Source organism: Fischerella sp. PCC 9605 (assembly GCF_000517105.1).
GTDB lineage: Bacteria > Cyanobacteriota > Cyanobacteriia > Cyanobacteriales > Nostocaceae > PCC9605.
This window is the reverse complement of sequence record NZ_KI912149.1, coordinates 1,162,746-1,188,505: the sequence shown is the minus strand read 5'-3', so window position 1 is coordinate 1,188,505 and position 25,760 is coordinate 1,162,746. Positions and strand designations below refer to the sequence as shown.

23 protein-coding genes and 1 pseudogene are annotated in these 25,760 nt (G+C 42.8%); 12 read left to right on the top strand and 12 right to left on the bottom strand.

The annotated features are described in order from the left end of the window. Positions 1 to 6: 6 nt before the first annotated feature. The gene (locus FIS9605_RS0120065) at positions 7 to 921 is read right to left on the bottom strand and encodes a c-type heme family protein (RefSeq protein ID WP_026734194.1); all 915 of its coding nucleotides are present in this window, start codon (positions 919 to 921) and stop codon (positions 7 to 9) included. A 304-nt stretch (positions 922 to 1,225) separates the two neighbouring features. Here FIS9605_RS0120065 and FIS9605_RS0120060 point away from each other — a divergent pair, with 304 nt between their 5' ends. From FIS9605_RS0120060 to FIS9605_RS0120050, 4 genes are all read left to right on the top strand, one after another. Next, positions 1,226 to 2,083: a phosphate/phosphite/phosphonate ABC transporter substrate-binding protein gene (locus tag FIS9605_RS0120060; protein ID WP_026734193.1), complete on the top strand. Its 858-nt coding sequence runs from the start codon at positions 1,226 to 1,228 to the stop codon at positions 2,081 to 2,083. Positions 2,084 to 2,220: 137 nt separating this feature from the next. Continuing rightward, positions 2,221 to 2,463 carry a hypothetical protein gene (locus tag FIS9605_RS42855; RefSeq protein WP_155960469.1) on the top strand — a complete coding sequence of 81 codons (243 nt, stop codon included), beginning with the start codon at positions 2,221 to 2,223 and terminating at the stop codon, positions 2,461 to 2,463. 55 nt (positions 2,464 to 2,518) lie between these two features. After that, the gene (locus FIS9605_RS37580) at positions 2,519 to 3,679 is read left to right on the top strand and encodes a serine/threonine protein kinase (RefSeq protein WP_051470079.1); all 1,161 of its coding nucleotides are present in this window, start codon (positions 2,519 to 2,521) and stop codon (positions 3,677 to 3,679) included. Continuing rightward, a complete protein-coding gene (locus tag FIS9605_RS0120050) occupies positions 3,640 to 4,665 on the top strand; it encodes a WD40 repeat domain-containing protein (protein WP_026734192.1) in 1,026 nt (341 codons plus the stop codon). Before FIS9605_RS37580 ends, FIS9605_RS0120050 begins: the two co-directional genes overlap by 40 nt. On the opposite strand, the gene FIS9605_RS0120045 is transcribed toward FIS9605_RS0120050, so the two are convergent. From FIS9605_RS0120045 to rimI, 3 genes are all read right to left on the bottom strand, one after another. Beyond that, positions 4,640 to 5,836, bottom strand: a complete 1,197-nt coding sequence (locus tag FIS9605_RS0120045) for an ABC transporter substrate-binding protein (protein ID WP_231510400.1) — start codon at positions 5,834 to 5,836, stop codon at positions 4,640 to 4,642. The two genes, FIS9605_RS0120050 and FIS9605_RS0120045, sit on opposite strands and share 26 nt — an antisense overlap. Before the next feature lie 390 nt (positions 5,837 to 6,226). Then, positions 6,227 to 8,698, bottom strand: a complete 2,472-nt coding sequence (locus FIS9605_RS0120040) for an ATP-dependent Clp protease ATP-binding subunit (protein WP_026734190.1) — start codon at positions 8,696 to 8,698, stop codon at positions 6,227 to 6,229. A 488-nt stretch (positions 8,699 to 9,186) separates the two neighbouring features. Further along, on the bottom strand, positions 9,187 to 9,741 hold the full coding sequence (gene rimI / locus FIS9605_RS0120035) for a ribosomal protein S18-alanine N-acetyltransferase (protein WP_026734189.1): 555 nt from the start codon (positions 9,739 to 9,741) through the stop codon (positions 9,187 to 9,189). Positions 9,742 to 10,355: 614 nt separating this feature from the next. Between rimI and lysA the strand changes: the two genes are divergently transcribed. From lysA to uppS, 3 genes are all read left to right on the top strand, one after another. Beyond that, positions 10,356 to 11,837, top strand: coding sequence for a diaminopimelate decarboxylase (gene lysA, locus FIS9605_RS0120030; RefSeq protein ID WP_026734188.1), 1,482 nt, complete (start codon positions 10,356 to 10,358; stop codon positions 11,835 to 11,837). Between the two features lie 186 nt (positions 11,838 to 12,023). Then, the gene (cdaA, locus tag FIS9605_RS0120025) at positions 12,024 to 12,947 is read left to right on the top strand and encodes a diadenylate cyclase CdaA (protein WP_026734187.1); all 924 of its coding nucleotides are present in this window, start codon (positions 12,024 to 12,026) and stop codon (positions 12,945 to 12,947) included. Beyond that, complete coding sequence (gene uppS / locus FIS9605_RS0120020) at positions 12,944 to 13,693, top strand: polyprenyl diphosphate synthase (protein ID WP_026734186.1); 750 nt, start codon at positions 12,944 to 12,946, stop codon at positions 13,691 to 13,693. Before cdaA ends, uppS begins: the two co-directional genes overlap by 4 nt. Positions 13,694 to 13,780: 87 nt before the next feature. Here uppS and FIS9605_RS0120015 read toward each other — a convergent pair whose 3' ends face one another. The 5 genes from FIS9605_RS0120015 to dnaK form a co-directional block, all read right to left on the bottom strand. Beyond that, positions 13,781 to 14,053, bottom strand: a complete 273-nt coding sequence (locus tag FIS9605_RS0120015) for a DUF3143 domain-containing protein (RefSeq protein WP_026734185.1) — start codon at positions 14,051 to 14,053, stop codon at positions 13,781 to 13,783. 83 nt (positions 14,054 to 14,136) lie between these two features. Next, complete coding sequence (locus FIS9605_RS0120010; protein WP_035139973.1) at positions 14,137 to 14,637, bottom strand: J domain-containing protein; 501 nt, start codon at positions 14,635 to 14,637, stop codon at positions 14,137 to 14,139. A 128-nt stretch (positions 14,638 to 14,765) separates the two neighbouring features. Then, a complete protein-coding gene (locus tag FIS9605_RS37575) occupies positions 14,766 to 15,107 on the bottom strand; it encodes an HNH endonuclease (protein WP_035139972.1) in 342 nt (113 codons plus the stop codon). A gap of 82 nt (positions 15,108 to 15,189) precedes the next feature. Then, the gene (locus FIS9605_RS0120000; protein ID WP_026734183.1) at positions 15,190 to 16,176 is read right to left on the bottom strand and encodes a DnaJ C-terminal domain-containing protein; all 987 of its coding nucleotides are present in this window, start codon (positions 16,174 to 16,176) and stop codon (positions 15,190 to 15,192) included. A gap of 278 nt (positions 16,177 to 16,454) precedes the next feature. Further along, positions 16,455 to 18,611 (bottom strand): molecular chaperone DnaK, encoded by a 2,157-nt coding sequence (gene dnaK / locus FIS9605_RS0119995; RefSeq protein ID WP_026734182.1) that lies wholly within the window; start codon positions 18,609 to 18,611, stop codon positions 16,455 to 16,457. Between the two features lie 117 nt (positions 18,612 to 18,728). On the opposite strand from dnaK, the gene FIS9605_RS0119990 reads away from it, so the two are divergent. Continuing rightward, positions 18,729 to 19,577, top strand: coding sequence for a M28 family peptidase (locus tag FIS9605_RS0119990; protein WP_026734181.1), 849 nt, complete (start codon positions 18,729 to 18,731; stop codon positions 19,575 to 19,577). Positions 19,578 to 19,653: 76 nt separating this feature from the next. On the opposite strand, the gene FIS9605_RS0119985 is transcribed toward FIS9605_RS0119990, so the two are convergent. Further along, positions 19,654 to 20,553 carry a bestrophin family protein gene (locus tag FIS9605_RS0119985; protein WP_026734180.1) on the bottom strand — a complete coding sequence of 300 codons (900 nt, stop codon included), beginning with the start codon at positions 20,551 to 20,553 and terminating at the stop codon, positions 19,654 to 19,656. 360 nt (positions 20,554 to 20,913) lie between these two features. On the opposite strand from FIS9605_RS0119985, the gene FIS9605_RS0119980 reads away from it, so the two are divergent. Beyond that, complete coding sequence (locus FIS9605_RS0119980) at positions 20,914 to 21,129, top strand: DUF2945 domain-containing protein (protein WP_026734179.1); 216 nt, start codon at positions 20,914 to 20,916, stop codon at positions 21,127 to 21,129. A gap of 9 nt (positions 21,130 to 21,138) precedes the next feature. Continuing rightward, a pseudogene (locus FIS9605_RS37570) lies at positions 21,139 to 21,471 on the top strand (DUF3140 domain-containing protein). Positions 21,472 to 21,567: 96 nt separating this feature from the next. On the opposite strand, the gene FIS9605_RS0119965 reads toward FIS9605_RS37570, so the two are convergent. Then, complete coding sequence (locus tag FIS9605_RS0119965; RefSeq protein WP_026734178.1) at positions 21,568 to 21,921, bottom strand: hypothetical protein; 354 nt, start codon at positions 21,919 to 21,921, stop codon at positions 21,568 to 21,570. An 875-nt stretch (positions 21,922 to 22,796) separates the two neighbouring features. Between FIS9605_RS0119965 and FIS9605_RS0119955 the strand changes: the two genes are divergently transcribed. Next, entirely contained in the window at positions 22,797 to 23,639 is an 843-nt protein-coding gene (locus FIS9605_RS0119955) for a YaaW family protein (protein ID WP_026734177.1), read from the top strand. 102 nt (positions 23,640 to 23,741) lie between these two features. Then, positions 23,742 to 25,082, top strand: a complete 1,341-nt coding sequence (locus FIS9605_RS0119950) for an O-antigen ligase family protein (RefSeq protein ID WP_026734176.1) — start codon at positions 23,742 to 23,744, stop codon at positions 25,080 to 25,082. 461 nt (positions 25,083 to 25,543) lie between these two features. Here FIS9605_RS0119950 and FIS9605_RS42850 read toward each other — a convergent pair whose 3' ends face one another. Continuing rightward, positions 25,544 to 25,741 (bottom strand): hypothetical protein, encoded by a 198-nt coding sequence (locus FIS9605_RS42850; protein WP_155960468.1) that lies wholly within the window; start codon positions 25,739 to 25,741, stop codon positions 25,544 to 25,546. Between the last annotated feature and the right edge of the window lie 19 nt (positions 25,742 to 25,760).

Genomic DNA, 25,760 nt, shown 5'->3' with positions numbered 1-25,760 from the left:
GTTTGACTATTTTTTATGCTTAAGAAGCTTCATAGCTATTTCAAGACTTGACTTCATCCGATTGAATGCTACAGCTAAAGCACCAATTTCATCTTTAGAGTTTTCTGTGAAATCAACATGCATATTTCCAGTACTAACTTTTTGTGCAGTATTCGCTATGCTTTTGATTCGCTGAATTACTGCTTTTTTCAGTAAAACATTGATTACTATAAGTATTATGGCAAATATACAAATTAAAACTCCCATTATCAAAGAAAAAGAGCGACGGACACTATCAAAAACTTCTTCAGCCGGAACATACACAATTTGAGCAGCAACAATATCATTGAGTTTCCAGCCAAAGCCATGTTCTGAACCGTAACTGGATAATAAACTTTTAGGTGCTTGTGCTGGTGTTGAATGGCATTGTAAGCACTTTTGTTCTGTGATGATAAATGGTCGAGCTATGTAAAATACTTTACCTTCAGGAAGATCGCGAAAGCCGTAATCTTCTTTTTTCTTTGAGTTGCGACGAAATTCTTCTACAAGCTTAGTTTCAAATTCATCAGCTTTGTCACGTAAATTAGTAGGATTTGGTGCTGCATCTTTATAGAAGAAATTTTTATATTCTTCGCTTTTACGAAAATTTTCAAATACTTCTCTCACAGAGAAGGTTGGTATTGCTTCTGGAATAAACGCTGCTTCGGTTTCAAGCCTGGCTACTAGCAGGGGATTTACCCGCTCTTGTGTATAGTTTCTAACTGAATTAACAGCTTGAAACAGAATCTTGGCTTGAGAAGTGATTTCATTTTGGGCTGTGTGCTGAAGTACTGTTGATAGAACACCACCACTTAATGTAATGCTTAGTATGAAAATAAGCATCAAAAATATATTAAATTTTGTGCCAATATTGGTATCTCTAAAACGTTTATTAAAAAACATGTTATTGGCCTCCCAGAAATTTACAACTAATTCTTAGGTAGGGCTTGCTTAAAATTATATTTCGGTTTTCAGCTTTGACTTAAAGTTGTAAATACTATAGGAATCCGATTTGATTTATGAAAAAATCTAAGTATCTGTAGGGTGTGTTACGCGATCGCGTAACGCACCCTACGCATATTTCAAAAATCAAATATGAGTCCTATAGAAATAATAAGAGAATATATCTCTCAAATAGTATAAAATAATTTTTATACAGGGTATTAATATTAACACCAAAAAAGTATTTTCAGAATTAGTGCTAGTAATGCCTTTAAGATTATCAGGTTGGTTATGTCTTCTGATATTTCTAATTTTTGTACTCGGAGGATGTAAATCACCAACGTCAAGTTTTAGCGGTCGGTTAGTTATTGGTGTAATTAGCTATACTGAAGCAGAACAAACTCTGAAGAGATATGCCAACTTCAACCACTACTTAGCCCAAAAAACGGGGGCACGTGTTGAACTAGAACCTACATACAATGAAAAGAAAGCCCTAGAGCAGGTTCAGAACCAAGCTTGGTCGTTGGTTTTTGCATCTTCGGGGATAGCAGCGATCGCGATCGCCGATCACCAGTACCGCCCTCTGTTTCCGTTGCAAGATTTGAGCCATTCGCGGTCAATTCTGGTTGTTCGCAACGACAGCCCAATCCGAGAGTTAAAACAGCTTCAGGGTCAAACAGTAGCTTTAGGCCAAGTAGGTTCCGCAACGGGATATTATTTCCCGGTTTACAACCTTTATGGCTTAACATTAGCTGAGGTACTATTTGCTCCTACACCCAAAACTGTTTTGGAATCGGTTGCACAAAAAAAGGCTGCGGCTGGTGCGCTTTCGCTGGCAGAATTTAATTTTTACAGCCCACAGTTGAAAGATACGCAATTCCGCCTACTTTACACAGATCCTCATAGTGCTCCACCAGATGTGGTTTTGATTGCACCAAATGTAGAACCGAATCGACAAGAACAGATTCGTAAAATCATGAGTGCAGCCCCTGAAAGTTTGGTTCGAGAAATAGGTTATATACCCGAGGCGCCAGTACCAAATTACGATTACATGATTTCCGTAGTGCGTCGGGTTCGGTCGATTGATTCCAATCTTCACAAGAAGCCCGCTCGTTTGTTTTAATTAACAATAGTTTCTGGGAAGATTAAATACGGAAATTAAAAATCTGCACTAAGTGCAAGACCGTTGCCGTGTAGTAGCACTATTTTGAGTATTTTATCTGGTGTAGTCTTCGTCATGCGCCACCACTGGAATTTCTTTTGGTAAACTTGATTTCTTTGTTTTCTCATCAGCAGCAATCTCAGTCAGATTTATCACAATTAGTTGATTTTTTGCGTCAGCGTCGCTGTTTAGTAGTATTAGATGAATCGGAAATCATCGAGACTTTGCATTGCCTGAAACGGCGATCGCTCATAGAAAGTACAGAACAAAGTGCAGTGCTGTTCACACTACAACCTGTTGGTATGAAATACGTAAGAAGAACTTATGGAATAAGTAGGTAAAGCAGTGAAAAGACCAAACATTTAACCCCTTTCTCAATCTTGATGGCGTAAAAGTATGAGCTACTGTATCAACCCCAAATGTCGAAATCGCCACAACCCCAACAACTTTTACAAGTGCCAAGCCTGCGGCAATGACTTGCTAATTCAGGGTCAATATCGACTAGTTAAACCTCTACGCGACCTCGACCTTTCACCCTATTTTGATGTATTTGAAGCAGCTATACAAACTCAGCCTGTTTTCCCAGCCCTTGCTCATGTAGCTGCACTTTTCAGGAAACCGACTGCAAAGGTAACATCCTCTGAGCCGAAAGTCCTAAAGGTTCTCAAGAAGAATGACCACGAGAAATACACCAAACTGTTTAAGCAAGAAGCAGAGATATTGACTAATTTGAGGCATCCAGGAATTCCCAAAGCAGAGCTAGATGATAGTTTCCCCTGGCGGTTGAAGGATGGTCAACAATTGCAGTGTTTGGTGATGGAAAAAATTGAAGGGGATAATTTGGAAGATTGGGTGAGGCAGAATGGAAAAATTTCTGAACAGCTAGCACTAGATTGGCTGAAAGAAATCACCGAAATACTGGATTATGTGCATCAAAACAACTTTTTTCATCGGGATATTAAACCCTCGAACATCATGCGAAAACCTGATGGAAAGCTTGCGTTGATTGATTTTGGTACAGCCAGGGAAGTTACAGAGACAGTGGTTAATCGACACGGAGGTGTGACAAGAGTTGAATCATTTATCTACACTCCTCAAGAACAAATTGAAGGTAGAGCCGTTCCACAATCCGATTTCTTTGCTTTAGGACGCACATTTGTTTATTTACTAATAGGTCATCACCCCACTCCTAATTACTTTCATCAAAACCCCCAAACAAATCAGTTGATTTGGCGAGAAAATGCGCCGCAAGTTTCAAAGCCATTGGCAGATTTTATAGACGCATTAATGGCTCCATCTGTAGAAAATCGACCTGCCAATACACAAACCATCTTGCAACGCTTAGAAGAAATTGGTCGCTCTTTACATCAGCAAAATAGCCAAACCGAGACTTTGCCTCCACCTCTCCAGCCTTCTCCCAATCCACCAGTGCCTCGACCCTCTCCCCGACCTATTCCTCAATCTCGCTCGCGCGTTATCGTTGGGTTGATCGTCATCCTATTGCTGGGTGTATTGATATGGCCAAACCAAACACAATCTGTGATTCACGAGCCTTAGATGTGAGTGAAATGGCTTTCAGCCCTGATGGTAGGTATATAGCCACAGCAAGTTTGGACAATACAGTCAGAGTCTTAGAACCAACCAGTAACAATAAGCCAGTTGGTTGTGGGTCTCATCAAGATGGTGTAGTAGCCCTTAAATTCAGCCCAAATGGAGAAAAAATCGCCACAGCCAGTTTGGATGGTAACGTACGCTTGTGGAAGATGGATGCCAAAGGTAGCATTAGCCCTTTAAACTTGTTGGAGCATACAAATTACGTAGTTACTCTTGCCTTCAGCCCTGAAGGCAACTATCTAGCTACAGCCACTGCTGGCGGTTCTGTGCGAGTGTGGGATACAAACAACTTTCAAGAAATTAAGCTTCAACAATACAATGAATACGTAAGGGCTGTTAGCTTCAGTCTAGATGGAAAGTATCTAGCCATAGTCGGACTGAACAACAAAGCACAGGTGTGGGAGTGGCAAACCGATAAAACTATGCCACTAAATAATGTAGTAGCTGTTGCCTTCAGTTCAAAAGATAGCAAGTATCTAGCAACAGCTGATGCTAACGGCAATGCACAAGTCTGGGACACAACTACTTTCCAAGTCATCAAGCAAGTAAACCTCGAAGCTTACCCAGTGGCTATCAACTTTAGTCCGGAAGGAAAATATCTGCTTCTGCTTGGTTCGGACAAAAAAGCGAAGTTGTGGGAATGGGAAAAGCAGAACACACCTCAACCTTTAGAACACGATCGGGTAGTGGCTTTTGCCTTCAGTTCAAACAGTAGGAAGTTTATCGCCACAGCTAATGCTGACAGCACGATAAAAATTTGGAACAACAACGGTCGTTTGATTAAAGACTTGCCCGATAATAACAACAATAGTTTAGTAGCGATCGCCTTCAATCCCAAGGATGAGAAGCAGTTGGCTGTGGCTAGTGCCGATGGCATTGTCAAGACAAGAAAATGGTGTAATTTTATAATTGGCGATTGGATTTTATAAGTAACTTCTCTGTTTGAGAAGCTGCCTCTTCCATCATCTGTTTATAATCTTTGTTATCAGGATTCAGAGCCTCACTAAGATATTTTTGTAAAATGCGGGATGCTTCTGCATATTCAGGAATAGGTGGACGTGCAACCGAGTTTTCAACCATCTTCAGCAGTTCTGGATAGTATCTGTATTTAGCAGCAATCCTTGGCTCATAAAACAAATCTCTACGGCTCGGCATAGAGCCATATGCTAGGGTAAACTTCTGCTGAGATGCTGCACTTGTGAAGAATTTAATCGCATTCAAAGCTTGTTTTTTATATTTTGTATTTTTGGCAATTCCAAAGCCCCAGCTGCCTTTGCAGGCACGACTTTCCTTTCCTTCTGCATGAACCACAGGTTTAATGCCAATCTTACCAGGAAAAGAAGGTTCTGAGCCATTAACATCAAGCCAGACATTAGGCCAATTACGCATAAAAATGGCTTTACTATCCCTAAATAAGCTACGGGTATATTGTTCATCGTAAGCGTAAGTTGTAAGATTCTTAGGAGAAATACCTTGTTTAATTGTGTCGCGTAAAAATTCAACCGCCTTTATTGCTTCTGGTTTGTCTAATCCTACATTTTTGTTCTCATCAATCCAAAAGCCACCAGAACTGTAAAGTACTTCAACAAACATTGCTGTCATTGCTTCCGAAGGTTTTCCCTGCCAAAGATAACCGTATGGAATGCTTCTCTGTCGCTTTACTTCACGAGAAATTTGCATTAAATCCTCAAATGTTTCTGGTGGCTTCTGATTTAGCTCATCTAGCAAATCTTTGCGATAGTAAAGTACGCCCACATCGCTGCGGAAGGGAATACGATATAGTTTGTTTTTATATTTTCCATATTCAACCTCACTACTTATAAACTTGTTCAATTCGTCTTTTGAAAATTCTTGAGTAATATCCATCAGCAAATTTTTTTGGGCAAATTCAGGAACCCAAATAATGTCCATGTAAATTAGGTCATATGACGGCGATTTGCTTTCCAAGTCGGAGATGTATGTATTTCTGACTTCTGTACTGGAATTTGGGTTTTGTGGGTTATTTCCAGCAAAATTTTTTAGTTCAACCTGGATATTTGGGTTGTTAGAATTAAATTGATCGATTAGCGGCTTCCAATATAGAGCTTCACGTTGTGTCACTACAAAAGATAGCTTCACAACTTCCGTTGACTGATTGGTACAAGCAAAAAGCAACTTCATACTTATTAATAAAATCAAGATTAGCCCGAAGATTCGTAGGAACCTCAGCCGCTGTAGCGATTGTTTTAATCTAAGTTTCATAAAGGTTGTAGCGCTCAAAGCGCAATATCATGAAGGGATTAAATACATTACATATCGTAATTTCACTGCCTAAGAGTTTGTGCGAGGCTGACTGCAAGAAAATGCAAAATAAATACAGATGTTTTCACAATCGCTGCAAGTGTAGATCGCACAGTACAACAAAAAAACGGTAGAGGATTTTCATCCTCTACCGTTTTCAATTTCTAAATTTTAGATTTCAGACTAAATTCAAATTCCAAAACCTAAAATCTACTCAACACCAGGAGTCATCAATTCTCGGCGCTGTTCGGCGCGTACTGTCACAGTACCGCCTTCTTCCACATCAACAATAGCGACGTCACCCTCCTTGATACGACCAGACAGAATCTCTTCTGCGAGGCTATCTTCTAGCAAGCGCATAATTGCCCGACGTAACGGTCTTGCACCGTAGCTGGGGTTGTAACCCTCTTGCAACAGCCGCTCTTTGAAGCGATCGGTAACTTCCAAAGAAATTCCTTTTTCGGTAAGGCGACCGAATACTTCCTTGAGCATGATATCGGCAATTTGCATTACCTCTTCCTTGCTCAGTTGACGGAAGACGATAATTTCATCCAGACGGTTGAGGAATTCTGGACGGAAGTAGTTCTTCAGTTCTTCATTCACCAAGAACTTAATTCGGTTGTACTGCGACTCGCTAGCGTCTTCAGAGAACTCGAAGCCAATACCGCCACCACCTTTTTCAATCACCTTGGAACCAATGTTGGATGTCAAAATTAGCAAGGTATTCTTGAAGTCAACTGTACGACCCTTAGCATCGGTTAAGCGACCGTCTTCCAAAATTTGCAGCAGCATGTTGAAGACATCGGGGTGCGCTTTTTCGATTTCGTCGAACAGCACCACGGTGTAAGGACGACGGCGTACTGCTTCGGTGAGTTGACCGCCTTCGTTGTAGCCAACGTAACCTGGAGGCGAACCGATTAACTTGGAGACGGTGTGGCGTTCCATGTATTCGGACATATCCAGGCGGATCATTGCTTCTTCGGAACCGAAGAAGTAAGATGCCAATGCTTTTGCCAACTCGGTTTTACCTACACCAGTAGGCCCGGAGAAGACAAAGCTAGCGATGGGTCGGTTGGGGTTCTTTAAGCCAACACGAGCGCGGCGAATTGCCCGTGAAACTGCTTTCACAGCATCTTCTTGACCAATTAGGCGCTGATGCAAGGTGTCTTCCATGTGTAGCAACTTTTCGGACTCGGATTCGGTGAGTTTGTTCACCGGTACGCCTGTCCAAGAAGCAACAATATGGGCAATGTCTTCTTCGTTAACTACAGGTTCTTCGCCATCTGCACGACCACCACCAGCCTTGCTTTGAGCGATCGCGCGAATTTCGGCTTTGATTTCCATTTCGCGATCGCGTAGTTCTCCAGCGCGGTCAAAATCTTGGGCGCGAACTGCGTCGTCTTTTTCTTTTAATATTTGGCGCAGTTCTTTGTCTAATTCCTTGGCTGCAGGTGGCAGTTGGGAGTTAATCAAGCGTACCCGAGAACCAGCTTCATCAATCAAGTCGATGGCTTTATCTGGTAGATAGCGATCGCTAATGTAACGGTCGGACAATTTCGCCGCCGCAATCAACGCATCGTCGGAAATCTTCAGTTTGTGGTGTTGCTCGTAGCGATCCCGCAGACCCCGCAAAATTTCTATTGTTTCATCCACAGTTGGTTCACCGACCATCACTGGCTGGAAGCGACGTTCTAGGGCTGCATCCCGCTCAATGTGTTTGCGGTATTCATCTAGAGTTGTGGCACCAATGCACTGCAATTCACCTCTGGCCAAGGCTGGCTTGAGGATGTTCGCCGCATCAATAGCGCCTTCCGCCGCACCCGCACCAATTAAGGTGTGTACTTCGTCTATTACTAAAATTACATTTCCCGCCTGACGAATCTCATCCATGATTTTCTTCAGACGCTCTTCAAATTCACCTCGGTACTTTGTTCCTGCTACGAGTAAACCAATATCTAATGTGACTACGCGCTTGTCTTCCAAAATGTCGGGGACATCTTTGTTGCCAATGCGTTGCGCTAAACCTTCGGCGATCGCGGTCTTACCGACCCCTGGTTCTCCAATCAGCACCGGATTATTTTTGGTGCGGCGACCCAAAATCTGAATCACCCGCTCGATTTCCTTGGCGCGTCCCACCACGGGATCGAGCTTGCCATCCAACGCCATTTGCGTCAAGTTGGAGCCGAATTCATCTAAGGTCGGGGTCTTATTGCGTCCTGATTGAGCACCGGGAGCGCCCACCTCAGCGGTTTCTCCCAGCATCCGGATTACTTGAGTTCTAACCTTAGAGAGATCCACGCCCAGGTTTTCTAGCACCCTGGCTGCTACACCTTCCCCTTCTCGGATCAGGCCCAACAGCAGATGCTCGGTGCCAATGTAGTTATGCCCTAATTGGCGCGCTTCTTCCAAGGATAGTTCTAGAACCCGCTTTGCCCGTGGCGTAAACGGAATTTCCACAGCGACAAAGCCCGATCCTCGACCTATGATTTTTTCTACCTCAATCCGAGCATCCTTGAGATTGACGCCCATAGATTTCAGCACCTTGGCCGCCACTCCGGTACCTTCTCCAATCAGACCCAGGAGGATCTGCTCGGTACCCACAAAATTGTGTCCCAGGCGGCGTGCCTCTTCCTGGGCCAGCATGATTACCTTAATGGCTTTTTCTGTGAAGCGTTCAAACATGGCATTTTTCCCATCACCTGCGTCGTGCCGGTACGCTGATTTTAGCACAGCCAAATAAGTTGAATGTCTGTATAAAGAAATAGACATTCAACCAGGATCACCCAGGATTGATGGGAAATTGTTTGCTATTTATTACTTTTTATTGACTATGTATTGAGGAGCTTGAATTTACCGTCTTTTCTGGAGATTGACTACAGACGAAAAGTTTAGATTTATGAGTTTTTAATGCCAATCCCAAGTAGAGATATATACCATATATTTAGGTTACTGTCAATACCTTTTTGAACAATATGATAATTTTTTATAATATACAGTGTGAAAGTAAAAATTATTTTAAGTTAATAAAATTAACAGCTTATTGCTCAACTATACCTCTTACAGGGGAGTGGGAGATGGGGAGATGGGGGAGTGGGCACTGGGCATTGGGCATCGGGCATTGGGCATAGTTAACAAACACTAACTACTAACCACTAACCATTAACTAATGACTAATGACTATTGACTAAATACCAAGAAAATTGACTGAGGCGATCGCTGATTTTGGCACGTAAGTTTTCCAAAGTATTTTGAAATTCTGGATATTGCATATCTCCTAACCAAAGAATCAGCGCGTCCTCATCATTATCTTTGTAGTAACGTCGCCGCCGTCCAGCAGTTTTAAACCCAAATTTTTGATATAAAGAAATAGCTGCTTGATTCGAAACTCGTACTTCGAGGGTAGCTCGTTCCAAGCCGCGATCGTGAGCAGTCTTAAGCAGAGAATATAGCATTGCCTGTCCTAATCCTTGCCCTTGGTATTGGGGTTGAACCGCCAAAATTGTAATGTGGGCTTCTTCTAAAATTGACCAATAGCAACCCATTGCCAGAAGTTCTAACGGAGAGAAAGGCGCAAATAAACCAAGTAAAACGCTGTTAGGGCTGTCTAACTCTCTTTGGTAAGCTTCCAGTGTCCAAAAACCGCCAAAACAAGCCATATCTAGCTCCAGCACCGCATTCAAATCTGGTGTTGTTATTAATTTCAGTTCTAATTTCGATTTGCTCACGCTTTGTTGGTAATTCCACTGACAAGAAGACAGAAGCCAAAGGGTATGGGGCAAGGGGCATGGGAAAAACAAGAGGGGGAAGAGGAAAAGAGGAGCCAGTGCGCCCTTGGAGGTTCCCGTAGACGCCCTACCCTTACGGGAAGCCGCCCATAGACGCGTAGCGGCTTCGGTGCAGGGTGAGTGAGTGCGCCCTTGGTGGTTCCCTCCGTTGTAGAAAGAGCCGTTGGGTTGTAGCGACTGGCAACAAAGGTGAAAGGTTAATAAATTCCTTTACCCTTTACCCTTTAACCTTTACCCAATCCCCATTACCCAATCCCCAAGACTAGTTTATTTTTTGATACTTCCAAGCCAGAGAAAAATTATCTATCTTTGGCGAGGTTGTGTTGGTGCAATTAGTAATTGACTACGCAAATATTGATGGCTATAGGTCGCTTACAGGGAAAAGGCAAAAGAGTAAAGTAAATTACCTTTTCCCTTTGCCCCTTACCCTTGCGCCAAATCACTACTATTCCAGAACCAAAAGGCAGGGGCGAAGAAGCGCGTTATTCGGTAAACTGGGAATCGGCATACCCGCTAATCGCTTGTAATTAAGACAAGGACAACTATTAATAGTTATGGTATCGACTCACCCTGGTGGGGTTCAACTTTCTGCTAAACAGTATTTACCGCAAACAAGCAGTAACAATATCAATGTTTCACCAAATCAGGAAATTTTACCGCTGAGTGCGAAAGTTAACAGTCAAGACCACCTAGAAATAGGGGGTTGTGATGTGACAACTCTCGTGCAGCAATTTGGTTCACCGTTGTATATTTTAGATGAAGAAACCCTGCGAACGGCTTGCCGCCAATACCGGGAAAGTTGCCAGCGCTACTATAAGGGTGAATCTCAAGTATTGTACGCTTCCAAAGCATGGAGTTGTTTAGCAGTCTGTGCGATCGCCGCATCAGAAGGTTTGGGAATTGATGTCGTTTCTGGAGGCGAACTCTACACTGCCCTGAATGCAGGTGCGAGTCCGGAAAAAATCTACTTCCACGGAAATAATAAATCTCGGGAAGAATTGATTTTGGCAATCCAGTCCGGTTGCACGATCGTCGTGGATAACTGGTATGAGTTGCATACCTTGGTGGAGTTAGGAGAGGACACGGAGACACAAAGACACGGGGACGCGGGGAATGTAAATGAAAATTTCTCCCCCTCTCCCACTCCCCCACTCTCCGCGTCTTCTTCATCTCCCATCCGGATTATGTTGCGGCTAACCCCGGGGATCGAGTGCCACACCCACGAATATATTCGTACAGGACACCTGGATAGTAAGTTTGGCTTTGATCCCAATGATTTGGATGAATTGTTTACTTTTGTCAGTAAGCAATCTGTCCTAAACTGTGTGGGGTTACACGCTCATATCGGTTCCCAAATATTTGAACGCCAACCGCATCAGGATTTAGCTGCGGTGATGGTGCAGTGGATGAGTAAAGCGGCTGATTACGGTTTAACTGTAACAGAGTTAAATGTTGGTGGTGGTTTAGGGATCAAATATATAGAATCGGATGATCCGCCCAGCATTGAAGAGTGGGTAAAACCCATTTGTGAAGTGATTCAAACCGCTTGTGCAGCAGAAAACTTGCCTCTACCGAAATTACTTTGCGAACCTGGGCGATCGCTAATTGCCACAGCCTGCATCACAGCCTACACTATAGGTTCATCTAAAGTTGTTCCCGATATCCGCACCTACCTAGCAATTGATGGCGGGATGTCTGATAACCCCCGTCCTATTACTTACCAGTCAGTGTATCGTACTGTAGTGGCCAATCGGATGTCTGCTCCCCTAACAGAAACAGTCACAATTGCTGGTAAACATTGTGAATCAGGGGATATTCTGATTCATAATGCTCAGCTGCCCAAAACTGAACCAGGGGATGTACTCGTAGTTATGGCAACTGGTGCTTACAATTACAGTATGGCATCTAACTACAATCGCCTGCCCCGACCGGCAGCTGTTGTAGTGGCGAATGGCGAAGCAAATTTGATTTTGCAACGCGAAACTTATCAAGACTTGATTCGACAGGATTGCCTACCAGAAAGATTAAAAAATTAGTCATTAGTCCTTGGTGAGCCAGCGCGCTCCAAAGGGGGTTTACCCCATGTAGACGCCCGCAGGGCGGCTTCTCGCAGAGTACCCGTAAGGATCATTAGTCATTAGCCAGGAACTATTGACTAATGACTAATGACTAATGACTAATGACTTACTTTATTTAGAGGCAAAGGGTTTAGTCCAGATGTCATGGGAGATTGGTGGAAGCAATGGCTGACAAACCTAGGGTGGTCTCAGCTCTTGCTACTTGAGACTCTGGATATTGTCTTAGTACTGGCGCTGACCTACATGATACTTGTTATTATCAGTGAGCGCCGGACACTTTGGATGGTGCGAGGATTTATTATTCTGATGCTGGCATCAGCAATCAGTGGTAGGTTGCAGCTGCAACTGCTAAATTTTGTGCTGGAAAAGCTGGTGATTGGTTGCGCTGTAGCAATGGCAGTTGCTCTCCAATCAGAATTTCGTCGGTTTTTAGAACAATTAGGACGTGGCGAATTTTGGCAGTTATTTCAACCATCCCGTCTGGTAGTTCCCAAATCTGATAGTGTAATTGATGAAATCGTCGAAGCAGTTAGAGAACTGTCGAAAAACCGGATAGGTGCGCTACTAATTATAGAAACGACGGGCCCGATTGATGAGCGGGATTTTTCTGTGCCAGGAGTAAAACTGAATGCTGAGGTGTCTAAAGAACTGATACAGACAATTTTTCAACCGAAAACTTTGTTACACGATGGTGCTACATTGATACGAGGTTCACGGATTGTAGCATCTGGTATAATTTTACCGCTTTCGGGACGCACAGCTTCGCGCCAGTTGGGAACACGCCATCGGGCAGCGATGGGAATAACTGAGCGGGTCGAAAATTGCATTTGTGTCGTTGTATCTGAAGAAACAGGTTCTATTTCTTTAGCGGAAAGGGGAACCCTAAATAGACCACTGACGATCACGAAACTGAAAGAGTCTTTAGAGGCTCGATTTTCGCCAACTGTAGATCGGGAAGCTGTTGCTCCTGGTTTACTTAGTTTGGGTCGTCAGATTCGTAGTCAGGCTTTAGCACTGGTTTCACGTTTACTCGGATTACCATCGACCGCATCGCGAGACAAAAAATGACAGCACAACAAACTGAACTGCAATATCTGCCCCCTGACTTGAAAAGAGAACTACTGCCCAAACACGTTGCAGTGATTATGGATGGCAATGGTCGATGGGCAAAGCGTCAAGGGCTACCCCGAATTATGGGTCACAAGCGGGGAGTAGATGCCTTAAAGGATTTGCTCCGCTGTTGTAAAGATTGGGGAATTGAAGCACTCACAGCCTACGCTTTTTCGACCGAAAACTGGGGAAGACCGCACGAAGAAGTAGATTTTTTGATGACCCTATTTCAGCGGGTTTTGCGTCAAGAACTGCGGGAAATGGTCAATGAGAATGTGCAAATTAGGTTTGTGGGCAATTTAATTTCTTTGCCGCGATCGCTACAAGCAGAAATTTCCCGTTCGGTAGAAGAAACACAAGATAATCGCGGTATCCGGTTTACTGTGGCAACTAATTATGGAGGTAGACAAGAAATTATCCAAGCTTGCCGTGCGATCGCCGAAAAAGTACAGCAAGGTTTAATCCAGCCAGATGAAATTGACGAGGCGACATTTGAACGTCATCTTTATACTACTGGTATTTGTGACCCAGATTTATTAATTCGCACCAGTGGAGAAATGCGAGTCTCGAATTTCCTTCTCTGGCAAATAGCTTATTCAGAAATTTATATAACTGACACCCTCTGGCCGGATTTTGACCGTAGCGAATTCCATCGTGCCTTGTGTGCCTACCAGCAGCGGGAGAGGCGGTTTGGGAAAGTCTGAAGAAGAGTGGGAGAGGGGAAGAGTGGGAGAGGAGGAGAATTTTATGCAGTTCCCCCACCCCCCATCCTCCACTCCCCCACTCCTCTTCTACGGGCCAGAAAACACCGCCTGTTCTATATCTTGCCGACTCAGGGAATACTTGAAGGCGCGTTGGATATCTTGCCCATCTTCCGCAGCATGGAGATATCGGACTATGATTTGCTCTACATCAAGCCAAAGTTCGGCTTTCCAAGAGGGGCGCTGCACGTGCCAGCAATGCAACTGCATTTCATCTTGTTGACAGCCTTGTTCTTTCAACCACTGTTCAATTTCGGGGAGGGGATGGTTATACAGTGGTGTGTCAGCGGGAGGAAGAGACATAGGAATTATGAATTATGAATTATGAATTATGAATTTTTCAAGAGAATCGTTAAGATATATTACAATTTATCAATCGTAATTCATCATTTATATGTTGTTTGGGTAAATTCCTGCTGTACTACAGGAGTTGGTTGTACTAGTTGAGTTTGGAAAGCGGCCTCACCACGAGTTAGGCCAATGGCGATCGCCAGTAGCAAACAACCCAAAAATGTTATACCCAAGATAAACAAAGCAAAAATTTCACCTGGTGAGAGGGGGCGATCGCTAGCCTCCAGATAAGCAGATTTAGACCAGTCGTAAGAATAAGAAACAGGATGGTTTAAATCGGGTGGTGCTTGAATGACGCCAAAGCGGGAATAGCCAATTCTTAAGTCATAGCTTAACCGTCGTTCTGGGTTACTGAGGGTGGCGTAAGCTTCGTTAAGTTGCTGAAATTTGGCAGTAGCAATGACTGTAGGCAAGTCAGTAGTGTCGGGATGATAGCGTTTGCTTAACTCCCGATAAGCACGACGGATTTCAATTGCCGATGCGGAAGGATGCAGCCCTAGCAAGGTGTAATAGGTGGGTTCACTGCTTTGTGGCATTACCCCATTCTGATTCACAGCTGTTTTATTCACCTAGCGACAAACTCTATTTCTCTAATTTCTAATATTTTAAACCTACTAACCTTAAAGGTTGTTAGTGGTTAGTAGTTAGTGGTTAGTGGTTATGATTATTCCCCCACTCCCCCCTCTCCCTCTCCTCCACTCCTCCACTCTTCCCTCTTAGAATGCGTCGCCATTACTTGATCAATGCGATTTTGCACCGCCGCCGCAGCAGAGGAGATTTCTTCTGGTGGAATATTCCATAGTTTGGTAATCAGCCACTCGGGTACAGGACTGATTAACATATGACACCGACCGCAAAGTGTAATCAAATTTGACAGGTCATTCGTTCCGCCTTTACTTTTAGGAATAACGTGATGTACCTGGCCGCTGTATTCCTTACCACATACTTGGCACTTGCGGTTATCTCTTTGCAAAACTTCACTTCTGATTTCTCGCCAAGATGACATGAGAATGTTTTTTAAACCTAGAACCAAATGCTCCCACAGCTAACTCATTTACGAGTTTGTTCGACAAACAATTTATTCATTGCTACGAAAACAAATCAGCGCGGGGTTTAAAAGTTTCAATCTGCCGAATTTTTTCGTACAATTCCCGTTCTTCTGCACTAATATTTTTGGGAGTAACTATTTGAATTTCCACCAATTGGTCGCCACGTTTACCTTTCTCGCTGGGGTAGCCTTTTCCAGACAAACGCAATCTTTGCCCAGACCTAACTCCAGGGGGAATTGTCATTTTGACCAAGCCATCAAGGGTGGGTGCTTCTACCTGTCCTCCTAATACTGCTTCGCTGGGAGTAATTGGGATTTGACAATAAACATCTGTGCCTTCAAGCCTGAAAATAGGATGAGGGTCGACAGTAATTTTTAAGTACAAATCACCACCATTAATCCCTTGATTTCGCAGACGAATCGTTTGACCCGTAACCATACCTGCGGGCATACCCACTTCTAGCGATCGCCCATCTTCTAAGCGAATTCTCTCCAACCCACCGTGATATGCTTTTTCTAAGGGTAAAGACAATTTCGCCTCGATATCTCGACGCGCAGGGCGTTGGTTTGGTGTATATGCAACTTTTGTTCTGGGAGTACGAAACGGATCGCTAGTGGTATTAGTAGCCGTAGCTGTGCCGTTTTTACTGGTTCTTACACCGATAACTTCATTAATAAATGTAGTAAAATCGGAATAATTGCCAGGATTTACATCCTGAGTATTGCGACCGTTAGAACGGTTATCTACTCCCCAAGGTTTACTTTTTTGTGCTTGTTTGTCGAAGCCTTTTTGCTTCCAATAGCGGCTAAACTGATCGTACTGCGCCCGCTTAGCTGCATCGGAAAGAATTTCGTAAGCCTCGCTTATATCCTTAAATTTTTCTTCTGCTGCTTTGTTCCCTGGGTTAAGATCCGGGTGATACTGCCTGGCTAAACGCCGATAAGTCTTTTTAATTTCTTCATTTGTAGCATCTTTAGATACTCCCAACATTTCGTAGTAATCGCGAAAATTCCGCAAATTCTGCATAGTCAGCTGTTTAACTTTAGATTTTAGATTTGAAAATTTTTAAACAATAGCAGTGAACTGTTGATTGTTGGCTGTTGTTTGTTGGTTGTTGTTTGTTCCAAACACCTAATAACTACCAACTACCAACTACCAACAAAGAACCACTAACCACTAACTACTACTTTTCCTTATTACCAATTATTAATTATTAAATCCGAATTACGAATCAATTTTATTACCTTTTCAACTACTATAGGTATTCTGAAGAAAGCGAGGTGGGGTTTCCCACCTAGCAAACTTTACAACCAATCATCGTCATCATCCCAGTTATCCTGATAGCTGGGACGAGATCGGCGTGAAGAACCGCTGTCAAAGGAAGAAGACCGATTGTCTCTACCATAATCTCTGTCATAGTCTCTACTAGGACTTCGACCATAGTCTTTGCCATAGCCTTTGTCATAGTCTCTACTGTTGTAGTCTCTGCTATAACCTCTGTCATAATCCCTACTGGAGTTTCGGTCATAGTCTTTGTCATAGTAATCGCGATCGCGCAGCGTCTCCCGTGGATAATCGCGTTCTTTATCGCCACCAGTAAAGATGTCTTTGATCGCACCAAACAAATCATCGTCTTCCTCTTCAGCGTAGTACTGCCGGACTTCCCGGTTGAGGTCATACAATGCATCTTGCAGATCGGCGTAAGCTTGATCAATCCCGCGTTCGTCGTTTTGCTGTAAACTCTCGCGTAGTTCTCGACAGATATTGTCAATTTGTTGACGACGGGTGCGGGCAAATGCCATACCAAAATCCAACGCCACTTCTCGCAGTTGTCTTTCAGCTTGCAAAATCAAAGCCTCAGCACGGGTACGTTTTTCTACTCTCTCTTTACGCTGTCTGTCTTGATCGGCAAATTTCTCAGCTTCTCGAATCGCCTGTTGAACTTCGCTTTCGCTAAGGGTTGAAGCGCCTTGAATCGTGATACTTTGTTCTCGACCCGTAGTTCTATCTAGTGCAGTTACCTGGAGAATTCCGTTAGCATCAATATCAAATGATACCTGAATTTGCGGAATGCCGCGAGGTGCTGGAGGAATACCATACAGCTTGAAACGCCCCAGAGATTTGTTATCCACTGCCATTTCCCGTTCGCCTTGGACTACGTGAATCTCCACAGTGTTTTGATTATTTTCTGACGTCGAAAATATATCAGAACGGCGAACGGGGATAGTTGTGTTGCGGGGAATCAGTACTTTTTTGACGCCACCAATAGTTTCCAATCCCAGGGAAAGGGGTGTAACATCTAGCAGCAGAACATCTTTAAGTTCGCCTGCGAGAATGCCTGCCTGAATGGCTGCACCAACTGCCACAACTTCATCAGGGTTGACGTTTTGGTTGGGTTCTACGCCAATCATTGCCCGTACTAGTTGCTGTACCATTGGCATCCGTGTTGAACCGCCTACCAACACGACTTCATCAATGTCTCTAGGGGTAAGTCCGGCATCTTTTAGCGCCCGTTTTACGGGTATACGCAACCGCCCTAACAAGTCATCGCACAAGCCTTCAAACTGGGAACGAGTCAGGCGGGTTTCCAGATGTTTGGGGCCATCTTCGGTAGCGGTGATAAAGGGTAAGTTAATATCGGTAACGCTGACTGCCGAAAGTTCGATTTTGGCTTTTTCCGCAGCTTCCATCAAGCGTTGGAGGGCCTGGCGATCGCGTCTTAAGTCTACCCCTTCTTGTTCCAAAAACTGTTCTGCCAACCAATCGACAATTTTCTTATCAAAGTCATTACCACCAAGTTGGGTATCGCCGCTGGTAGATTTGACTTCAAAGACGCCATCACCAACATCGAGAATTGACACGTCAAACGTGCCACCACCTAAGTCAAATACTAAGATTGTTTCCATCTCACCGCGATCTAAGCCATAAGCCAAAGAAGCGGCGGTAGGTTCGTTGAGAATCCGCAATACGTCTAAACCAGCAATTCTACCAGCATCCCGTGTTGCCTGCCGTTGAGAATCATTAAAATAAGCGGGAACGGTAATCACTGCCCCTGTGACTGGTTCACCTAGATATTTACTAGCGTCTTCTGCCAGTTTCTTGAGAACCATTGCCGAAATTTCTTCTGCGGCGAACTCTTTATTCAGGCGAGGGCATACAATTTTAATATTGCCGACTTCATCTTTACGGATGGTGTAAGGTACTCGCTTCGAGTCTGGGTTGAGTTCGCTATACCTGCGCCCAATGAAGCGTTTGATTGCAAAAAAGGTATTTTGAGGATTGAGGACGGTTTGTCGCCGCGCCATTTGTCCAACTAGGCGTTCACCATCTTTGCTAAAGCCAACTACGGAGGGAGTTGTTCGCATACCTTCTGCATTGGCAATAACCACCGGCTTGCCACCCTCCATGACGGCGACTACAGAGTTTGTCGTCCCTAAGTCGATGCCTACTACCTTGCCCATGCGCTACGCTTCTCCTAGTATCTCTATATAAAAATTATTTGTTTAGAACTAATGCTTGATTTATTGTATCTTGCTGTTGATAAATACACGGTCAACCAGGTTCGCTGCTAGAATCTTGTGAATTTAAAGAACCAACTGGAAACTCATCTTAATGAGATAGCGCGCGATCGCGATCCTTACATGGCAAGTGCTGGCCATTTCTTTGTCCAAGAATACATTCGCGCCTCATTTGCCAAGTGGGGGAGTGTGGATATCCACACCTTCTATGTGGGTACTAAAGCCTGCAAAAATCTCATCTTAAATTTACCCTCTGCTGCCCCCTCAGAAAAGGGAGATTTGCCACCAATTTTAATTGGTGCCCATTATGATGCTGTACCTGGTTCACCAGGGGCTGATGATAATGCTACAGGTGTAGCAGTATTGTTGGAGTTAGCAAGAATGTTTGCTACAGAACCGATAAAATATCCCCTACAACTGGTGGCTTTCGATATGGAAGAATACGGTTTGTTGGGTAGCACCGAGTATGCAGCCAAGTTACAGCAACAACAGCAACCGCTACGCCTAATGATCTCTCTAGAGATGTTAGGTTATTGCAATTCTACCCCTGGTTCTCAAACTTACCCGCCTCCTTTACAACACATCTACCCCAGTCGTGGTGATTTTATTGGTTTAATTGGTAATTGGCGAACATTGCGAGATTTAATTGGCATTAGTCGCAGCATTCGTAAAGTTGGCGTCCCCAGTCAGTGGCTACCAGTTCCCAATAAAGGCCATATCGTCCGCCAAACCAGACTAAGCGATCATGCACCTTTTTGGGATGCAGGTTATCCAGCAATGATGATTACAGATACGGCATTTTTGCGGAATCCACACTATCACAAACCCAGCGATACTATTGCTACTTTGGATTTAAATTTTCTCACTGGTGTGTGTCAGGGTTTGGAAAAGGGAATTCGGCGGTTGTGAAGATGAACAAACATGGCAAGTAAAACGTGCTATAGGATAGTTAAATTGACAACTTTTCTATATCAATTCTCTGAACTCAATCTTTGTAGAAATGACTGCTAGGAGTAAGACTAATTAAATCATCGATATTGCGATTCATGGTATTGCAAATTGCATCCAATGGCAAATCATTAATATCGTAACCAAAGGGATTTTCTATTTCTAAGCCAATAGCTTCAATCCCAAATAAAGTAAAACTAATTAACGCCACAATTAAACCTGTCCACCAACCAAGACTCTCCACCATTTGAAACGGTAGTAGGAAGCAATATAGTAATAATAATTGTTTTAAATGAATAGCGTATGCTAAGGGTATTGGTGTTTTCAAAATACGCTCGCAAGCACCTAAATTATCCACCAGCATGTTTAACAATTCTCGCATCGCTGTCAATTGATAACTATTGAGGCAATTACGGTTGTACTGCTGTTGTAAATAATCTTCAATCCAAAAAGCCACCTCTAAAGGTGGGTTGTTCATGGTTTTTAGTTTGATATATTTAGATTGCTGCATTAATTCTTCTAATTCACTATTTACAGGTTCTCCCCGCAAATGCAATTTTGTTGCTACAGCAAATGCTACTAATAACCATAATGCTGAAATTTTTTTGTCTTTATCTTCCGGGGATGATTCGTCTACTGATACCCAAATTTGTCGTGCTAGATTGCGAACGGTATTGACAATATTCCCCCAGCATTTTCTACCTTCCCAAAAGCGTTCATAAGCCGTATTAGTGCGAAAAACCAGTAATAAACCTAAAACAATACTAGGAATAACAGTCCCTAAAATTGGCTGAGATACAGGCTGCTTTAAATAGTAAAGTACAGAAACAAAAAAACCAAACAGCCCACACCAGAGAACACGTTTATAAATTGCTGTGATAACTGAACCTTTAAACTGTAAAGCTAATTGCCACCATTCAACTTTTTCAACAGCCATGCAGTTACCCTAAAAGAATATTTAATGAATTGATCAAGTCAGCATAGGATTTACCCAAGTTTTAGTATCCGATGAAGCTAGCTCCCTAATGTAATTAGATAGCCGCGGCGATACCCATTTTTTCTAGGTGTTTGGGCTAAATGCAGATTTACCCTCATATGTAGATGAGGAGGGCGGCGGGTTCTTTGGCGATCGCGCTCTCTTTTTCATTTGACGAAACTTATTTTCTAATTGAGTAAGTGACAAAAATATCCTTACACCAGGGTGATCGGTAGCGTTTTTTCTATCAACAGACTGATTAATTACTCTCCTATTGTCAACATAATTAGCAGGTATAAATCATCAAAGAGTGCATAATCTATGACTGAAGAATTTAAAAAAGGTGACAAAGTTAAGTGGAATACATCTCAAGGTGAAACTACTGGTGAGATCAAAAAGAAACTCACCTCACCCACAGAGATTAAAGGACACTATGTCAGTGCTTCAAAAGATAACCCCGAGTATTTGGTTGAAAGCGACAAAAGCGGAAAACAGGCGGCTCACAAACCTGATACTCTTGAGAAGTTAGAGGAGTAATACAGCCTGATGAGTAAAGATGTTAAATCAGTGATTGATGAGTTTCATTCTTCAATCAACATGACAACTAACGAACTAGATTCTTGGTTAAAAACAGAAGAATCTCAATCCGTTGGATAAAAGAATGAAAACTCAGAATCAATCGGACATCAATCGGGTAAACGTATCGTTGAACTGTTGCAAAAGAAAAAGGATTATTACACTGATGATGATATATCGCACATGAAAAAAGTCATCAGTTATATTCATCGCCATTCAGCACAAAAACCTGATGGCGATATTGAACACACACGTTGGCGCTACTCGTTGATGAATTGGGGACATGATCCGTTAAAAGAATAAGGTTGTTAGTTGTTGGTAGTTAATGCTTGGTTATTCCAACCAACAAACAACAACCAACAAACAACAACCAACAAACAACAACCAACAAAAATATATTTATCCAAACCAATGAGAAGGTTCACAACCTGGTTGAACTGTTTCACAAAGGTGACGGCTGATCCAATCACTTTTTTCTTGCATGATTGAATAAATACCTTGGTGAATCAAATTCTGTAAATGTATTTGATGTTCTAGAGGACTGCGGGGTAACTTGTAATCTAGCCAGCAAGCTCGATCGGGTTCAATAGCACTGTAACAACAAGGAATACGGCTAAAGACGAAGGTAATTAGTTCTTGACGCAACTCAGGAATAGCAAAAGCTTGTTGATAAGGATGATATGGATAAGTATCTAAAACACTTTCAATTTCTGCTATTACTGATTGCTGCGATAAATTGAGTACTGTTTTCATCAGCTTTTAACTCCTTTTTTATTCAGTTAATTGTTTGTCTTCGATATGAGGGTGTATCTTAGCGAGTTGTCATTACAACCAGTAATTAGCCGTGAATTTAAGTAATCGAGGCTTTATCTAGAAGCCGAACCTTATATCAACACAAAATGTGATGAAGTAGGATCAGCTTATATAAATAAAATTGCATCTGTCAGTCAACGAATACTTAAACCATTTATAGATACACTGGTTAAGGCTATTTATGGTGTATCTAATGCTAATTATTTCAATTCCCTGACTTTTTGGCGGAAAAATACACAAAACTCATTATAAACTCGTGCAATTGATGTAGTAAAGAATACAAAAAATTAATAAAAATAATTTTAAGAAATAAAATTAACTGACTTATTCGAGAAGAATTAAAAAACTAAATTTTAATGATGGCAAAATAGCTGAACTACTCGTAAATAAATTTCTAAGCAGCAAGGTAAACTGGTTGCATTGAGCAACCATGTAACATGAATTTTAATTTCTGTATTAAGAAGTAGCGTTAGGTCTAAAAGCATAACATCGCTTTTGAGATAACCGCCACATTAATCACTATCAATTTGTAACAATTTTTGCTTCAATCATTCCACATTACAAAAACTGCGATCGCTCTTCGGAATCATTTAGGCGATCGCATTCAAAAAATTTTTCAAGTAAAGAGGACTGGGGATTGGGTGTCAAATCGAAAAATTCATGTAAAATCAACATTTTTGGCTGTTTTCCAGTCTTATTTAGTGGCATCACCAGCCATCAACCAACACCCAACAACTCATAACAAACAAATGACAGCTGAAAGCTAATAGTAGAATAAGGTACAGAAAAAGCTGCATGGAAGGGAGGAAGGGAAATTGGACGAACTCAGGGCAGCACTCGAGCTCGCTACCGAAGACGAATTACAGGACTTGACGGCAATTCTGTTTAGCCGTAAGTTCAATCCTCTAGACTACGTTCAGACACCTGAACCGATAGAAGTACAAAGCCAAGGTCGAGAAGCTTGGCTGGATGCATTAGAACAGCGCTTTCGCTTTTTGGCGGCTGATGGGGTGACGGTATTGCGGGGACGTACAAATCAGGTAACGTACCGACAAGCACTGATCCAAGTATGTAAGTATTTAAAAATCCCCTATTCTAATGATCTGTCAACTATTGATTTAGAAGCAGAAGTTTTTTTACATCTGCTGGGGCGGGTGTGGAAAAAACTCCCAGAAAAGGAAAAACAAAAACTAACTGTACGAGTGCAGCGCCAGTTAGCAAAATCACAACTAGACGAACCGCTACCATTGACTTTGCAGCCCGATCCTTTGGGACTGCTTTTTAAAGGAGGTAGTGCTTTGGCTGTCACCTCCGTAATCCAACCGCTGCTACTCAAACAAATTGCCCGTCAATTTGCCATGCACTTTGCCACCTATCAAGTTGCCAGACAAGCTAGCCTCCAAGGTGGGGCAGTTGCGACAACTCAATTTCAAAACTATGTTGTTTTACAAATGGCACGGCGAGGCATGGCTGTGAATGCAGCTCGTTATGGAGCAGTTCGCGGTATGTTTGCCTTTTTAGGGCCGATGATGTGGGCTTGGTTTTTTGCGGATTTGGGGTGGAGAGCGATCGCTACCAACTACGGTCGGATTATACCAACCATCTTCGCTTTGGCTCAAATTCGCCTCACTCGTGCTGAATGTTGGGAGTTAGCTTGACGAAATAGTCATTAGTCATTGGTTATTAGTTGGTAGTTGGTAGTTGCTTGGAACAATCAACAACCAACAAACAACAAACAACAAACAACAAACAAATGACAAATGACAAAGTACAAATTACCTTTTTTGCGACATCCCGATCCTAGTTTGCAGTTTTCTTGGAATTCTGCTCAGCTAGGACTGCTCATCTTTCCATTAATTCCATTTTGGGGGGCGGTGATTTTAGTTTTGGTATTGTTAGGAACATGGTTCCAAAAATACCACACAATTATTCGCCGCCCCCAAAATTTGGGATTTGCGCTTTTAGGTATATTGCTAATCATTAGCACTGGCTTTGCTTTTGATCAAAAGGTAGCAATTCTTGGCTTATTTAATTTCTTACCATTCATTCTATTTTTCGCTGCCTTTAGCGCCCTCATCCAGACACCAGCGCAACTGCGACAACTGTCTTGGATTTTGGTAATCACTTCTGTACCAGTAGTGAGTATTGGCTTGGGGCAATTGTTTTGGGGTTGGACTACTCCACCACAATGGCAAAGCACTTTTGGTTGGGCGATCGCATCAGGAGGAAACCCGCCAGGTCGCATGGCTTCTGTTTTCATGTACGCTAATATTCTTGCTGGTTATTTGGTGATAGTTTTTATCCTTAGCTTGGGACTATGGCTGGAAGCTTATCAGAAGACAAGAGTCATTAGTTATTCTCCGCGTCCCCACGTCCTTGCGTCCCTGCGTATCCCCCTCTTCCTCACTGTGGTAGTGATTGCTAATTTTGTGGCATTAATTTTGACCAACTCGCGGAATGCGTGGGCGATCGCTGTTTTTGCCTGTTTAGTTTATGCACTTTATCAAGGCTGGCGCATTCTGGTTGCTGGCGTCACCGCTGTAGTTACGAGTGTGCTGTTAGCTGCTTTTGCTCCTTCTGCAATTGCTAAGTTGTTCCGCAAATTTGTGCCAGCTTACTTTTGGGCACGGTTAAACGACCAAATGTATTCAGATAGACCTGTAGTCTTACTTCGCAAAACCCAGTGGCAATTTGCTTGGTCACTAACTCAGCAGCGGCCTTGGACTGGTTGGGGATTACGCAATTTCACCCAGCTGTATGAAGCGCAGATGAATATTTGGTTAGGTCATCCCCACAACTTATTTTTGATGCTATCTGCTGAAACAGGCTTACCCGCAACAATTCTATTTTGTGCCTTACTCGTTTGGATATTTATTGCGGGCGTCCAATTTTTGCAAAATTCCAAATCTCTCGATCCAGAAGATAGATTGATATTTTTTAGTTATTTGGTAGTTTTCGGTGCTTGGGTATTATTTAATACGTTTGATGTTACCTTCTTTGATTTGCGGTTAAATACACTTTCGTGGTTGCCGATTGCTGCCATTTCTGGTGTAGTCTATCGCTACAATCAACACGAAAAGCTTGTAGCTCATCGCAGTTAGCTAGAATAGCAGTCAGAATATTTTCAGTATTTATACAGGCGGCATTTTATTTTTAAGTTAATAAAATTACTATATTCACGTCTGTGACTGTGAGTGTGACTAATCAGACATTAGTCACTGTTGCTGATTGTTGGGAAGGTGTAGGTTCACCCTTTGTGGGTGTTTTCCTGCAAAATGGGCATCTTTTATAGATGCCCTTATCTATATTTTGGTGGTTGTTTATTGGTAGTTGATTGTCGGGAAATCATTGTCAAAGTCCCCCTTAGAAAGGGAGATTTAGAGCGACCTGCAATCATTTGTGTATCACTAATAACTTTAGACGCGCGATCGCAAAGTTACTTCTCAAGGTAGTAGCGATGTGTCTATGCAGTAAGCACTATGAAAGGGTATTCTAACTGAATTCACCTATACAGGCGGAAGGAGGTAATCCTATGTTGCTTTCCTACAGAGTGCCACTTTTACTAGTCGCATTCATGATGGCAACCCTTACTGCCTGCACAAACGCACAGCAATTCCAGCCAAGAACGACTACGACACCTACCACTGAGACAAAGGCACAGCCAGCGAAATTGAGCAAACTGGGTACGGTCGATTTCCCCACCTCTGCGCGATCGCAACAAGCGCAAGCCCACTTCCGGCGCGGAGTCGCTGCACTTCATTCCTTCTGGTATCCAGTCG